11 protein-coding genes, 2 tRNA genes and 1 pseudogene are annotated in these 15,217 nt (G+C 50.3%); 1 reads left to right on the forward strand and 13 read right to left on the reverse strand.

The window, feature by feature from the left end; all coding sequences use genetic code 11:
- Positions 1–2: 2 nt before the first annotated feature.
- The 5 genes from C0977_RS02520 to C0977_RS02540 form a co-directional block, all read right to left on the reverse strand.
- The gene (locus tag C0977_RS02520) at positions 3–482 is read right to left on the reverse strand and encodes a YbaK/EbsC family protein (protein ID WP_234987544.1); all 480 of its coding nucleotides are present in this window, start codon (positions 480–482) and stop codon (positions 3–5) included.
- 72 nt (positions 483–554) lie between these two features.
- Complete coding sequence (locus tag C0977_RS02525; RefSeq protein WP_159459016.1) at positions 555–3,599, reverse strand: AAA family ATPase; 3,045 nt, start codon at positions 3,597–3,599, stop codon at positions 555–557.
- A complete protein-coding gene (locus tag C0977_RS02530; RefSeq protein WP_101912308.1) occupies positions 3,596–4,747 on the reverse strand; it encodes an exonuclease SbcCD subunit D in 1,152 nt (383 codons plus the stop codon). The genes C0977_RS02525 and C0977_RS02530 overlap by 4 nt, the downstream gene beginning before the upstream one ends.
- Entirely contained in the window at positions 4,748–5,590 is an 843-nt protein-coding gene (locus C0977_RS02535) for a deoxyribonuclease IV (RefSeq protein ID WP_023052546.1), read from the reverse strand.
- A 103-nt stretch (positions 5,591–5,693) separates the two neighbouring features.
- Positions 5,694–6,107, reverse strand: a complete 414-nt coding sequence (locus C0977_RS02540) for a Fur family transcriptional regulator (RefSeq protein WP_101912309.1) — start codon at positions 6,105–6,107, stop codon at positions 5,694–5,696.
- 190 nt (positions 6,108–6,297) lie between these two features.
- Here C0977_RS02540 and C0977_RS02545 point away from each other — a divergent pair, with 190 nt between their 5' ends.
- Positions 6,298–8,490, forward strand: coding sequence for a Tex family protein (locus C0977_RS02545; RefSeq protein ID WP_101912310.1), 2,193 nt, complete (start codon positions 6,298–6,300; stop codon positions 8,488–8,490).
- 177 nt (positions 8,491–8,667) lie between these two features.
- Here the strand turns inward: C0977_RS02545 and C0977_RS02550 are convergent.
- The 8 genes and pseudogenes from C0977_RS02550 to C0977_RS11065 form a co-directional block, all read right to left on the reverse strand.
- Positions 8,668–8,759 (reverse strand) — tRNA-Ser (locus C0977_RS02550).
- Between the two features lie 55 nt (positions 8,760–8,814).
- A tRNA-Pro gene (locus C0977_RS02555) sits at positions 8,815–8,891 on the reverse strand.
- Between the two features lie 35 nt (positions 8,892–8,926).
- Positions 8,927–9,559 (reverse strand): TerC family protein, encoded by a 633-nt coding sequence (locus C0977_RS02560; protein WP_101912347.1) that lies wholly within the window; start codon positions 9,557–9,559, stop codon positions 8,927–8,929.
- Positions 9,560–9,962: 403 nt separating this feature from the next.
- Positions 9,963–11,381, reverse strand: a complete 1,419-nt coding sequence (locus C0977_RS02565) for an FAD-binding oxidoreductase (protein WP_101912311.1) — start codon at positions 11,379–11,381, stop codon at positions 9,963–9,965.
- A gap of 591 nt (positions 11,382–11,972) precedes the next feature.
- Positions 11,973–12,776, reverse strand: a complete 804-nt coding sequence (gene proC, locus C0977_RS02575; protein WP_101912313.1) for a pyrroline-5-carboxylate reductase — start codon at positions 12,774–12,776, stop codon at positions 11,973–11,975.
- Between the two features lie 66 nt (positions 12,777–12,842).
- Complete coding sequence (locus C0977_RS02580; protein WP_023053265.1) at positions 12,843–14,096, reverse strand: pyridoxal phosphate-dependent aminotransferase; 1,254 nt, start codon at positions 14,094–14,096, stop codon at positions 12,843–12,845.
- A 350-nt stretch (positions 14,097–14,446) separates the two neighbouring features.
- On the reverse strand, positions 14,447–14,656 hold the full coding sequence (locus tag C0977_RS02585; RefSeq protein ID WP_036242544.1) for a helix-turn-helix domain-containing protein: 210 nt from the start codon (positions 14,654–14,656) through the stop codon (positions 14,447–14,449).
- A 363-nt stretch (positions 14,657–15,019) separates the two neighbouring features.
- Positions 15,020–15,217, reverse strand: a pseudogene (locus C0977_RS11065) (hypothetical protein); the annotation flags it as partial.

The following is a 15,217-nucleotide window of genomic DNA, read 5'->3' on the forward strand; positions in this document are numbered from 1 at the left end:
CCCTATTCTCCTTGCCAATCTTTCGTCACCGAAATCCAGGCGGCGGCAGCGGCACAGGTTTCCAACTCGTTCAGTGTCAGTTCGATCATGCTGTTTGCCGTGCCGCAAGCCGGAAAGACGGTTTCGTAACGGCGCAACGACTCATCCAGGTACACGGTAACGCCCGGCTTGACGCCGAATGGACAAACGCCACCGACGGGATACCCGATCAACGACTCCACGTCTGCCGCTTTGATCATGGACGGCTTCTGACCGAAAAAGGCTTTGAACTGTTTGTTGTCAATGCGAGCGTCGCCGGCGCAAACGACAAGCAGCGGCCGGCCATTGACGAGAAAGGAAAGCGATTTGGCAATACGCCCTTCTTCCGTGTGCAAAGCAGCCGCGGCTTCCGCCACCGTTGCGCTGGATACGGCCAATTCCGTGACGCGGCCGGTCATCTGCCACTGATCCAAATGAGCCCGTACGCGTTCAATTGCTGTCATGGACACCACTCCTTTATAGTTGTTCGGCTTGATTGTTATTATAGGATATTACGTTCGTTTCTTCAACTGCCATCACGGCAAGGCAAATCGCACCGTACTGCCGCGATCTGTTTTATCGACGATCAATTGCGTGTCGATACGGTCGCGTAATTCCGGCACGTGTGAAATGATCCCGACAAGACGGCCGCCCTGTTTCAGTTGCACCAGTACTTTTAAAGCAAAATCCAGGGTCTCACTGTCCAGGGTCCCGAAGCCTTCGTCAATGAACATCGTATCCAGCCGAATGCCGCCGGAATAGGCCTGCACAACGTCGGCCAATCCCAATGCCAGTGACAGAGAAGCCAAAAACGTCTCGCCTCCCGAAAGCGTATTGGCCGGCCGTACGTACCCCGTATACTGATCAAAAACGGCTATATCAAGGCCTATTTTCTGTACCCGTCGATCATCCCACGTCCGGGAACGCTGCAGTGAATACCGGCTGCGGCTCATTAACTGCAATCTGGCGTTAGCCGCCATCAGCACTTCATCCAAGAGGGCTCCCAAAACATACCGCTCGAAATTAACGCCCGTTTTGTCGCCGCGGATCAATTCATATAACGCGCCGACAGTTTTATATTGTTCCTGCAAATGCGCCTGCTGCCGTGCAATATGCCGCAACTCGGCATCGTTTTTCAATAATCCCGCTTTATTGGCAGTCGCTGTCGCCACTGCCGCCGTCAACTGCTGACAACGGTCATATTTTTCCTTGCCCGCCGCATTCAACGCCGCCATATCCGGCTGCGGCCGACTGTCGATAGCCGCTTCATGCTGACTGATCTGTCCTTGTATCTGGGCCACGTTCCGGAGATATTCCGTATACTGCTTTTCTTCCTCCTCCAGACCGGGCAATTCCACCTGCAACAGCCTGCATTCGCCGATATCGGCAAAGCCTGCCGCCGCCGCTTGCTGCTTTAATTCATCAAAAGCGGTTTTATACTGCTCCCGATAGGCCTCCACTTGCTCCGCATACTGCCGCTTTTTGGCGCCGTATGTCGCGACGGCCCGCTCTGCCTGCAACGCTTTTTCCGCCGTTTGCCGCAACGCTTCCTGATAGCCATCAACGTCGCGCTGAAGCTGCCGCAACTCCCGATCCAACTGTTCCTGCGCGCGATAGGCTGCCGGTACTTCTTCGACGGCATGCTGCAATCCGGCTGCCGCGGCAACCGCCTCCTGCCGGCAATGCAGCATTACGTCGCGCGCCTCGTTCTCCATCTGCTCACAGCGCTTCAACGCGTCTTCCGCCGAACCGGTCAATCCTTCGACGTCGCGCCGGCGCGCTTCCTTTTTCTCCCACATCTTTACACTTTGTTCCGCTTCCGACAAGCGCGTTCGCCATACGGCAAGCGTACCGTCAACCGGGTACAGCTGCCGCTGTACAGCAAGATTGTTCCGCTTCTCTTCCCCCGCCGTTTGCAGCTGTGCGCAGACGACATCCCATTTTCGATAATCGGCGGCACTTTTTTCCGCAGCCAGGCGGCGCTTTTCCACGTCATCTTCACGCGGCAGATCCGGGGGCTGCAGAGCCGGCTGCAAATGCTCAACGGCGCCGCATACGGGACAAGGCACGCCTTCTTCCAAAGTTTGCGCTAAAAGCGCGGCCTGGCCCCTGAGAAACAATTGCCGAACTGCATCATAATCAAGCTTATCTTGCCTGGCCTTAGCTTCAGCTTCTTTTTTTCGACCTTGTGCTTCTGCCAGTTTTTTCTCCATTGCTGCCGCTTCTATAACTGATTTCAGCAGTCTTCCTTCAATATCGACGCGTTCCCGCATCCTCTCGACGTCATTTGCCGCTTTGGCCAATGCCGCCGCCGCTTCACGCAGCGCGCCGCCTTCCTGGCGGAGCGCCGCCAGGTCCCGACTGTGCCGCTCCTTATTCGCCAGCACGTCTGCCAGCGCCTTTTCCGCTGCGCCGGAACGCTTTTCTTTCTCTTCCCACACTTGTCGGAGCGAGTGAAGAACGGCCACCTTCTCTTTCAGCCGGTGCAGTTCCGTGATTTTATTTTCCCTTGCTTTATAGGCATCTTTCTTCGCTTCAAGGGCTTCCTTTTCCTCGGTCAGACGACGACCTTCCCCTTCGGCCCGCTCCAATGCGGCTGCCGCTGCATCCAGTTTTTTGCGCGTTTCGCCGCCGAGCCTTGCAAGCTCGTCGACATGCTTGCAAGGCTCGGCCAGAAGTCTGGCACCGTGGAGCCGGTCAATATGGCGTTTGCGTTCGGCCATCGTCTCCTGCTGCGCCGCCAACGCCGCCATTTTTGCTTTACTCTGTGTCAATGACTGCCACAAATCAGCCAGTTGCCGCGCTTGATTAAACGTTTGCTGGAACTCGGCCCGCTCCCTCTCAGCATGCTCCGATTCCTGTTTCAATGCTGCCAACCTTTCCTCATTTTCCCGAATCACAACTGCCAGCTGCGCTTCATCGGCAACTTCCAGTGCCGTCAATATCCGGTTGCGCCGGTCATTTTCCTCTCTGTTGCGTTGCGCGATTTCCCGGTGCCGTTCTTCGATCTTTCCTTCAAGCCGTGCATACTGCTGCGTATGAAACAAGGTCTGCATAATCTGCTGCCGATCTGCAGAACTTGCCAGCAATAATTTGCGAAAATCCCCTTGCGGCAGAAGGACAACTTGCCGAAATTGATCGACGTCGAAACCGAGCAGTCGTTCCGCTTCAGCCGTCACATTTTTGCTGACATGATACGCCAATTCTTTACCGTCATCATCGACTTCACACAATTCCGCTTCGGCGACAGCCTGCCGCAATCCCTTTTTATCCTTGCGCAGTACGGTCTGCTCAGGACTACGGCTGACACGATAACGACGAGGTCCCAGAGAAAAGGTAAAGGTAACGGACGTTTTTTGCGCCACCGTCGCATACTCACTGCGCATATGCGCGCCGGAACGCATATTGCCGCTCGTTTTGCCATACAGGGCATAACAAATGGCGTCGAGAATCGTCGTTTTGCCGGCTCCGGTAGGGCCGCAGATCAGAAAAAGGCTGCGCTCGCCGAGACGGCGAAAGTCCACGACTTCACAACCGGCATAGGGGCCGAAGGCATTGATCTCCAACAGGATCGGCTTCATCTGCTTTCCTCCCTTTCTTCTCGTTCCAATTCCTGCCACAAGTCCTGCAGGCATGATTTTTCGGCTGCCGTAAGCCCTTGCTGCGGCCGCATGGCAGATACAAAACTTTCAAAAAGCTGCTGCGCCGTTGACTGTTGCAGGTCAAGCCGACGCTCCCCTGCCGTATCGGAAAGCTGCCGCTGCGGCATTTCCAAGGCTAACGCCCGCGGAAATTTGCGGCGCGCCTTGGCCATGCCGTCAAGAATCGGCTGCGTGTCTTGCAAGCGGAGCAGAACAAAATCGTCATGTGCGGCAGTGCCGTCTCCCATGATATCGTCAAAAAAGCCTGTCATTATCCTGACATCATGGCGCGGCGCCAAGGGAATCGTCTCGCTGCAGACGCCGCCGTCCTTGTCGATCTCGGCCAGGACGGCCCCCTTTTTCTGACCGGCTTCGCTGAACGAATATTTCAAAAGGCTGCCGGCATAACGAATCATCTGACCGCCGACTTGTTGCGGCCCGTGCAGGTGCCCCAACGCCGTATACGAAAATCCCACGAACAGCGCCGGAGACACGACTTCCGTACCGCCGACGGAAAGGGGCCGTTCCGAATCACTGACGGCGCCGCCGGCAACGAAAGCGTGCGCAATGCAGACCGAACGCGCTGTCGTTACTTGCTGTCGCTGCTGCCGACAAAGATACTGCAGCGCCTGGTCCCAGTCGCGAATCGTATCATCCTGACTGCAGTGCCGTACTGCCGCCGGTTCGGCAAACGGCAGCGAAACAAAAGAAACCGGTCCCCAATCATCGCTGAGGACGACCGGCCCGCCCAGGTGCCGCAAATCGCCGCTAATATACAGACCGCCCTGTTCCAGCAGACGACTGCCGAAAGAAAGCCGTGAAGCGCTGTCATGATTGCCGCTGATAACAAAAAAGGGCAGTTTCATGTCCTTCGTGATCTTGGTCACTACTTCATCGAACAACGCGACTGCATCAACAGGCGGCAGGCTGCGGTCATAAACATCTCCGGCCAAGATGACGGCGTCGGGCCGGCAATCCCGCAAAAAAGGCAAAAACTGTTCTTTCAGCAAATAATCCTGCTCATCCGTCAGATAATCACCGTAAAATAATTTTCCTAAATGCCAATCGGCAGTATGGACAAGACGCACCTAGTTCACCTCTTCCTTGCTAACGCTGCGAAGCAGGGTTATTTCCGCGGCATAGCCTTCCAGATCATTGGGTGTTTCCAAATAAAAGGGCAAATGACGCAGCGCCTCATGATTAACAATGGCAGTAAACGCCTGCAGACCGATATGACCGTGTCCGATTTTTTCATGACGGTCTTTATGACTGCCCAGCGGATTCTTGCTGTCATTGATATGGACCGCGAGCAGCCGCTGCAAGCCAATGCGCTTATCGAAGGCGGTCAACACGTCGTCAAGATGATCGACGATGTCATAGCCGCCGTCAAAAACATGACACGTGTCCAGGCAGATGCCCAACTTATCGTTATGCACGGCGCCGTCAAGAATAGCGGCCAATTCTTCAAAGGTGCGCCCCACTTCCGTTCCTTTTCCCGCCATCGTTTCCAACAGCACCGTCGTCTTCTGCGCTCCCGTCATGGTCCGATTGAGCATGTCGATAATATAGGCCGAAGCCGCTTCGCTGCCTTGTCCTACGTGATTACCGGGATGAAAATTATAGCGACAGCGCTCGACATATTCCAGGCGCCGCAGATCGTCCGCCATCGCTTCAACGGCGAAATCTCGCGTTTTTTTCGACAGTGAACAACCATTCAGCGTATACGGGGCATGAGCTAAAATGGGCGCAAAATGATGTCTATCCATAAAGATATTCAATTGCTCCATGTCTTTTATGTCTAAGGGCCGAACCTTACTGCCCCGGGGATTACGGGAAAAAAATTGAAACGTATCGGCGCCAATGGCAAGCGCTTCCCGTCCCATATGCAAAAAACCTTTCGACACCGATAAATGACAACCTATATGAAGCATCTTCGCTCCTCCCCTCGTTACAATATATGCAAAAGTATAACATGAAATACGGGCAAACAAAAAGGACTGCCGCAGAATGCTCCGCAGCAGTCCTTCTTCTTCCCTATTTTTGTTTTGTCAGGCACTCAGGGCAAATACCTGTAAATGATACGGTGACCGAATCTATTTGGTACCCCGTTTTTTCAGCCGCCTCATGGGACAGCTGATCTTGATCAATCTCAATGTCCCTGATACGGTTACATTGAGAACAACGGACATGTGCATGAGGCTCTGTATTGTAATCATAGCGATGGGCATCCTCTTCACACTGCAAAATCTGAACGACGCCGATCTTGGCAAAAATCTCCATCGTTTTATAGACGGTTGCCAAACTCATGGAAGGATATTTAGGCTGCAGTTCCTTATAAATCACTTCCGCATTCGGATGGGTCAGATTATGATCAATCACATCATAAACAGCTAAACGCTGTGGCGTTACTTTATACCCATGTTCCCGCAATACTTCAGCAATATTCATCCGTAGCTCCTCCTTTCCCTTTATCGTCTCAAAACCATTCCTCTTTGCCAATGAATATTAATTGACAAATCCCCTTATTAAATTGTAATGGTTATTAAGAAAATTTTCAATGTTTTTTGAGAATTTTTTTTATTGAATTTGACTGTACCCATCTCTCCTCATATAATGGTGATCTGAAAGGAGTCTGTCCATGAATCAAATCGAAGTCATACGGCGTATCGCCACCATGTTGTCGCTCCGCCCAAACCAAGTGGAAACGGCATTAAACCTGTTTGCACAGGGAAATACCGTGCCCTTTATCGCCCGCTACCGGAAAGAAGCCACGCAGCTTCTCGACGAAGTACAACTGCGGCAAATAAGGGAACGATATGCCTACGAAGAAAAGCTGGCCCGCCGTAAGGAGACCGTTCGCCAAGCACTGGCCGCGCAAAACGCCTTAACGGAAGATTTGGCCGACGCATTGGCTGCCGCCTGCGTTCTCCAAGATGTAGAAGACCTGTACCGGCCATTCAAACCAACAAGGCGGACGAAAGCGGCGGCGGCTCGCGAAGCCGGTCTGAAACCGCTGGCCGAATTGTTTCGCAAACAGGTAAAAAACGGTCCGCCGCCGGAAAAGGCTGCCGAATCCTATCTGACGAATACCGTGAAAACAGCAGACGCGGCCATTCAGGGAGCGATGTACATCTTGTCCGAAGATCTCGCGGGAAACAGTACTTATCGCCGCTATCTGCGCGAAGAGCTATGGAAAACGGCCAGACTGTCCTGTACCCTCACCGTTGCCGACGCAGAAGCCGGACCGATGCTGACCTATAAAAATTTCAACGAAAAAATCCGTCGATTACCGGGATATCGGATGCTGGCCATTAACCGCGGCGAAGCGCAAAAATTGTTGAAATCGGTATTACAAACTGATACGGACAAGCACATTGCGCATTTGGTTGGCATGATCATCAGCGGCCCGTCTCCTTATGCGGAAATCCTGAAAGATGCGGCAAAAGACAGTTATCAACGTCTCATTTTCCCGCAACTGGAACGGGAGATCCGCAGCGAACTGACAGCCAGTGCCGAAAAGCAGGCTATCAGCGTCTTCGCAGACAATCTGCGCAGTCTCCTTTTACAACCTCCATTTGCGGGACAAGTCATTATGGGCCTTGATCCCGGCTACCGGACAGGCTGCAAATGCGCCGTCATTGATGCGACGGGAAAGGTATTGGATCACGGCACTTATCACCTTGTCGGTTCAAAAAAACAACAACAGGATGCCGCCGAGGCTCTGACCGCCTGGGTTAAAAAACACGGTATCACCTTAATCTCCATCGGCAACGGAACAGCTTCCTACGAAACGGAGCAATTCGTTTCCCATTTAATTCAGCATGGCAATCTTACCTGTTCCTATATGATTACCAATGAAGCCGGTGCTTCCGTTTATTCCGCTTCGATGTTGGCCCGCGAAGAGCTTCCCGATCTCGACGTAACGATCCGCGGCGCCGTTTCTATTGCCCGTCGAATACAAGATCCCCTTGCGGAAGCCGTAAAGATCGATCCGAAAGCCATCGGCGTAGGGCAATATCAGCATGACGTCGATCAAAAGATGCTCTCCGCTGCCCTGGACGACGTCGTCGAATCTGTCGTCAACGCTGTCGGCGTCGACTTGAACACGGCATCTGCCGCCTTGTTGCGTCATGTTGCGGGATTGACGGCGACAACGGCAGCCAATATCGTTGCCTATCGGAAGAAAAACGGCCCTTTCCGTAATCGGCAGGATTTGAACGCCGTTCCACGTCTGGGACCGTCGACGTTTATGCAGTGCGCCGGCTTTCTCCGCATCAAAGACGGCGAAGAACCGCTTGACAATACAGCCGTCCACCCCGAATCATACGCATTGGCCAAAAAAATTCTACAGCACTGCGGCATTCATCACGAAGAACGGGAGGACACCGCCGCATTACATTTGCTGCAAAGCAAACTGCCACCAAATGCGACTGCGGCATTAGCCGAAAAACTCCATGCAGGCGAACCGACAATTCGCGATATTCTCGCTGAATTGTGTAAGCCGGGTCGTGATCTCCGCGACACGATGCCGCAACCGCTGACGCGACAAAAGATACTCTCCCTCGACGAACTGCAAATAGGAACGACTGTCCGCGGTACAGTGCAAAATGTCGTCGATTTCGGCGCCTTTGTCGATTTCGGATTAAAAACGCCGGGTCTCGTGCACCGCTCCAAACTTTGCAGAAAGCCATTCTGCCATCCCTTAGATGTCGTCCGCGTCGGTGATATTGTTGATGCCGTAATCGTAGCCGTTGATTCCCGAAGAGGTCGCATCAGTCTTTCCATGACGGATGTCGCGAACAACGATACTGGAAAAACAACCTGCAAATGAGACGCTGACAATACACGCTATCCACCTGCATATGGGAATTTGACCGCTCCTCTCCGTTACAAAGAGAAAACCAATCGTATTGTTCAATAAATGGTGTCGCAGCGGTTCGCTGCGACACCATTTATTGAACAGGCAACTAAAAAAAGGGCCTGCAAATGCAGACCCTATCTCATTTACTGGCGGAGAGAGTGGGATTTGAACCCACGGTAGAACTGTAGCCCTACACATGATTTCCAATCATGCTCCTTAAGCCGCTCGGACATCTCTCCACATTACACATCATTGCACCAATACCCTCGGGATGAATATCCAATGTGTAAAGTATGGTCGGGGCGACAGGATTTGAACCTGCGACCTCTTAGTCCCGAACCAAGCGCGCTACCAAACTGCGCTACGCCCCGTTACCTGACTTATATATATTATCAATTTTCTAAAATTATGTCAAGTAATAATCAGGCAAGTATTTCCACAACAAACCGCCGGCGACGGTAAGAACAGTTAGTCCCACTTTGATAAAAAGCTCGTTGCCGGAGGCAAAAGGAAGAGAGAGGTCCGTCGCCACCATGCCGCCCGCCGCCCAACCGAGAATCAGGCCGCCAACGTAGATAAGCGCCGGAAAACGCGTCATGATCCGAATAACGACGGTGCTGCCGTAAACGATGATGGGAACGGACACGAGCATACCGAATAATAATAGTCCTAAGTGCCCACCTGTGGCGGCAACAATACCGAGGACGTTATCAAGGCTCATCAGCGCATCAGCGGCGATAATCGTTTTGATCGCTCCCAGCAGCGAATCCTTGGCCGTCACATGCACATTCTCTTGAGAACGGCCGCCGATCAGCTTGATCCCGATAATGACTAGAAGAATGCCGCCTACGGTCTTCAAATACGGTATCTGGAGCAGCCAAACAACGACGGCCGCCATCAGAAAACGCAGGATAATCGCGCCTCCGGTACCGTAAAAAATCGCTTTTTTTTGCAAATCACGAGGCAGATTTTTTGCCGCCATACCGATAATAATCGAGTTGTCCCCGCCTAAAGCGAGATCGATCAAAATAATATTCATGACGACCCAAATATCTGAAATGATTTCTGTACCCAATTACCTTCTCCTTTATATAATGGACTGATGTTTTATTATAGCAGAAAAGAGGACAGTCTACAATCAACGATCCCGTACCACTCCTGTCAGCAGGAAATGATTCGCATCCCTGCAAGTCTGCATGGCGGCAATGTATAAAAGGAAAAAAACGACTGCCGCAAAAGAAAGGCCTCGTCAATTTTTCAGAAGCAGCAGCCGACGCCTGCTATCGCCAAAACAGGCCGCCGGTGGGTACTCATCTCCCGCCGTCAAACGCATTTCTGCATCTGTCCTTTTCGCGTTCATCGACGCGCTCTTTTATATCCACAAAAAAGGAAGCCAAAAGTAATACTACTTTTGGCTTCCTCGTCTTCGGCATAATCAGTAATTATTCGACAGGAACTTCCTCGTTAATGCTGACAACTTTGCCGGGATTCATGATGTTTTTCGGATCAATAGCTTTCTTGACAGCCTTCATCAGTTTCAATTCAACGGGATCCATGTATTCAGCCATCAGCGCCGCACGTTTGTAGCCGATGCCATGTTCGCCGGAAAGATGCCCGTTAAGCTGATATACCAGCGTATAGATTTCCTTTTGGATCTGCGGAAGCATTTCTTCCCATTCTTCCTGTGTCCGGTCATCTTTCAAGATATCAATATGCACATTACCGTCGCCGCAATGACCGGCACAGTGCATAGCAACCTTGTATTTATCGGCCAAACGGGAAATCTGCTGTACTGCCTGCGGAATATCCGTCATCGGAACGACGATATCTTCCATGGAGAAGACCAGGCTGCGGGCACGGTCGGCTTCAAGATATGCCTTACGCGATTTCCAGATAACGGCGGGATTGGCAACGAGAACATCGAGAGCATTGTTTTCACGAGCCAATTCGTCGATCTTTTCACACTGTTCGTCGAGCAGATCTTCGCTGTCACCGGCAATCTGAATGATAATGTAGTTGCCTACGTCGGAATGCTGCAACGTTTCGCCTAAGAATATTTCAACCTGTTTAATGGACGCGTTATCCATGAATTCCACACAAACAGGGCTGATGCCGGCGCTCATGACCTTCGGCGTCAACGCGATAGCATCATCAAGGTTGTCGAATACAGCCAGGAGATCCATCTGGCATTTCGGCAGGGCAACGAGTTTGAGGATGATCTTCGTAATGATACCGAGAGTTCCTTCAGCCCCGATATACAGGTGCATCAAGCTGTAGCCTGTTGCATTTTTACGGAACTTGCCGCCCAACATGACAACTTCGCCCGTCGGCGTAACAACTTCGATACCCATAACCTGATCACGTGTTACCCCATATTTTACGGCGCGGTTACCGCCGGCATTGGTAGCAACGTTACCGCCGATGAAACAGGAGTCCCCGCTGCAGGGATCGCCGCCGTAGAAAAGACCTTCATCTTTGACTGCATTCTGGAGATTTGTCGTCGTAACGCCCGGTTCCGTAACACAGACCATGTTGTCCTTGTCGATTTCAAGGATCTTATTCATTCTTTCAATGGAAATAATAACGCCGCCGAAAATAGCAACGGCACCGGCAGCCAGACCGGTACCGGCGGCACGGGGAACCATGACAATGTCATTGTCATAACATAATTTAACCACTTTGGAAACTTCTTCCGTCGTAGCAGGCAAGACGACGACCTGCGCTTCTTTCATATAATGAGGATCCGTTACTTCATCATGGGAATAGGGATCAAGTTTATCCTTATCCGTATAGACGAATTTTTCACCGACAATTTTCTTTAATTCTTCAATAATTTCCGGGGTGACTTTTCCTTTTGCCATAACACATTACCTCCAATTAAAAATAGTGTTAACCATAGTATCTCTTCACGAGAAGAAGGGACCTTCCCGTTTAAGACAACATCGCATAGTGTTGTAATGATAAAACCGGCAGAACGCGAAATACATTACCGACGAAACGTACACCAGAACCGATAACCATCAGTTATCCCGGTGAATAGTCCTTTATCAAAGAGCCTGATTCCGATTGGCCTTACATTTTTATATGCATGCAAAGCAAAGCGACTACTGCTTATATATATTTACACATTCTTTATCCGATTTATTTTACATCATTATTATACTGCCTTCCTACAAACAAGTAAATTACATTCCGGCATTCTCTATATATCCGTTTCGTAATGCGAACGATTTTGCTATGATTTTTTTATATAATGTCATTATTATTTTATTTTCTCATCTATTATTTCATTACTTTTTTAACAATATACTTTTAATGTAATTTTTATTATTACTTTTTATCATATATCCACTTTTTTAGTCGTTCAAACGTCTGTCATTCTCCTGATATCAAAAAACAGTGAATAAGTCTTTTGATGGAAAGACTTGTTCGCTGTTTTTTGAATTTTTATTTTAAATTTTCTTATTTTTTTCCGCCGAAGCTTCAACGGCCGCCATTACGGCAGCCCGCAAGCCCTGTTCTTCCAGAACCTTGACAGCTGCAATCGTCGTACCGCCGGGAGAGCAAACGGCATCTTTCAACTCGCCCGGATGTTTTTGACTTTCCAACACAAGCTTAGCCGCTCCCAGTACGGTCTGCGCAGCAAATGTATAAGCCTGCCGTCGCGGCATCCCTTCCAGCACGGCGCCGTCTGCCAAGGCTTCAATAAACAGATAGACATAGGCCGGCCCGCTGCCGCTGAGACCGCAAACGGCATCCATCATTGCTTCTTCCACCACTTCTGCTTTGCCGAAAGAAGCAAACAACGTCTTTACGTCTTCCATTTCCGTTTCCGTTACAGAGGCATTTGCCGTCAATGCCGTCATACCTTCCCCGACGAGAGCAGGCGTATTCGGCATCGAGCGAATCAGTTTGCACGTTTTCCCGAGTCCTTCCGCCATACGCTGCAATGTTACCCCTGCCGCAACAGAGAGAACAACAGTCCCTTCAGATACCGTATTTCTCAATTCCGCCAAAACTGCCGGCATGGCATACGGTTTAACAGCCAGAATAATCAACTCCGCCTGTGCTGCCAGCGCTTGCAGGGAAGACAACACTGTCCCGCCGCCTGCCGACAGGGCAACTTGTTCCGCTTTTTCCCGATGCCGATTGTACAGGAAAAGGTTATCTCCCGTAATCAGTCCGGAAGAAATGATCCCCGCTGCGATCGCCTGCCCCATGTTGCCGGTACCGCAGATTCCGACCCGCTTAAACATGAAATCCCACTCCCTTTCATAGACAGAAGGTGTCGGCACAGTCTCCTATACCGACACCTTCATTACTTATTGCTGCGCGCCGGCAGCATCTACGGCCTTTTTAATTTTCGCGGCCAGTCCTTTGATCTTTTTCTTGGATACGGAACATACGGCAAGGCGTATCCCCTTACCCAAGGGAACGAGGAAGATATGCTCTTTTTCCAGCAAATCACAAACAGCCTGCGAACCGGTCATCGGAATCGTGATAAAAAAGCCTGACAAATATGGCAAATATTTCAAACCGCATGCATCGGCTTCCGCCATAAACAGATCAGCCCGTTCTTTAATCAATTGGAAATACGCCGCGCGCTCCCGATCGAGTGCGGCGACCTTCTGCGGATCGCTGCAAATGCGCACCATCGCCTTCATGGCCGAACTGTTGGAATTGGACCACGTTGCACGGTTGGAATACTGATTGATGGCAACAAATTCGTCAGCCACATCTTCATCAGCTGTAACGGCAATCATCGCCCCCATACGTTGTCCGTACATCGTAAACCCTTTACTCAGTGTATACGCGACGATAACCAGAAAATTAGCCGGCAAACCGCTGAATTCCTTGAAAAATTTACGGCATTCCTGTTTTTCTCCGCTATAATCCAGATACGCAACGTCCGGAACGAGGATGACATTCTTTTCCGTCCCGGTAACGGCATTTTTCAAGAAGTCGATGACCTGACGCCATTCTTCAATAGAAAGCGCAAATCCTGTCGGATTGTTGGCCGGCGAATTCATAATAATAACCGTATTCAGCTGTTTCGCCATCATGGCCGTTACGTGCGCTTTAAAGTCGGCGAAATTGAAGGAACCTTCGCTGTCCAGTAAAGCAAATTCGCGGAGCTTGCGACCATTATCGAGACACATGGACCCATACGCCCCCCAATGCCAGTCACTGGTCAAGATTTCATCGCCGATCTCCGAATAATTATGAATGACATGATGAAGCGCCCCGGAGCCGCCGGAAGTGGCACAAGCCCGAAGAAAACCGTCAGGACGTGATTCGCCGAAACACTGATCAATGACGGCATCGAGATACTCCGGATAGCCTTGTATCGGCGCGTAAGAAATAATTTCATTATCCGTGAGCGCATGAAAAGCGTCGCGAACGACATCGAGCATGACCAAATTGCCGTCTTCATCAAGAATGGATCCGACAGTACCGTTAATCACACGGTCGATGCCGATTTCCTTCGCCAACGCATTGGCACGGTTATTCGCTCCGAAAATATTATCTTCCGCAAATTTCCCTCTTGCTTGCGGTGCAGCAACACTGTTTACCATACTATCAGCTCCCCTTTTTTGTTTACAGCTTCATTTATATCACACTTATCAGAAAGTTACAACCGAAAAGCCCGCCACAGCGTCATGTATTCAAAATACACAGGCAGACCTATCGTCATGCAATTGCGCTCAAGATTAGGTATTCCACCGTTTCCAGTATGCCGCGGATCCGGCTGCAGCACATTTTACGAAAAAACCAAAAACCGCCCAGAAAAAATAACTGAGCGGTTCCATTCCTGCAGATCTGCAGATCTGCAATACAGATCAACGTTTCGAGAATGCCGATTAGCTTATAAATGCTATCTCTATGATAGTTTTGTATATTGCAAGTAACTTGTTCTATAAAACTATTATATATCAATATGTCTTATCTTACCATACACCCGTTCCATACCGGCACGAGTCACGAGCCAGATACGCCCTGCCTTTCTGGCTTCGTCTAGTGTAAATCTAGGCGGATATCCATTTTGACCGGTGCAAGCTTTCTGTACTACCCGCGGAGAAATCCCCCACAATTCAGCCGCTTCTGCAGCTGTCATAACTTCCTCTAATGGTTTCATCAAAAGGCCCCCAAAGCTTTCAGTAATGCAATAACAGAAATAACAAGTGCTGCCACACTAATATATCTCGTTGCTTTCATTTTTATTGATGTGCTATACTGGAGATAAGCAGGAGACCCGCCCCTCTTTCGAGGGGCAAGCCTTTTAGCTTACTGTCTTAAACCTTGTATCAGCAATATAATCGCGGTGACCAACTGGATTATTGCTGTTATGAGGTTTATTTTTTCTCCACGCTTCACATCTTCTCACCTCCTCTCTATAGTTATATTATATACGTTTAAACGTATATTGTCAATAGAAATCAAATGTATTTCAATAAAAAAATCCGGACAACAAGAATTACTCTCTGCTGTCCGGTTTACTTTATCTGCTCTTATATATCAATGCTCCTGCAAGCACTCCGGCAGCTACGGCCCATGTATCGCGTTGTCGTCTAATGACTGCCCGCTTGTGCTCCATTGATTTGATTTGCGTTGTCAACGTCTGCAAAGATTTGTCTTGCCTCTGCAATGTTTCGTCGGCCTTCGTCAACGAGTTTTTGGCACTCGTCAAGCTGAGCCG

Origin of the sequence: Megasphaera vaginalis (ex Bordigoni et al. 2020) (assembly GCF_900240295.1) — a bacterium.
In the GTDB taxonomy this organism is placed as follows: Bacteria; Bacillota; Negativicutes; order Veillonellales; family Megasphaeraceae; genus Megasphaera; species Megasphaera vaginalis.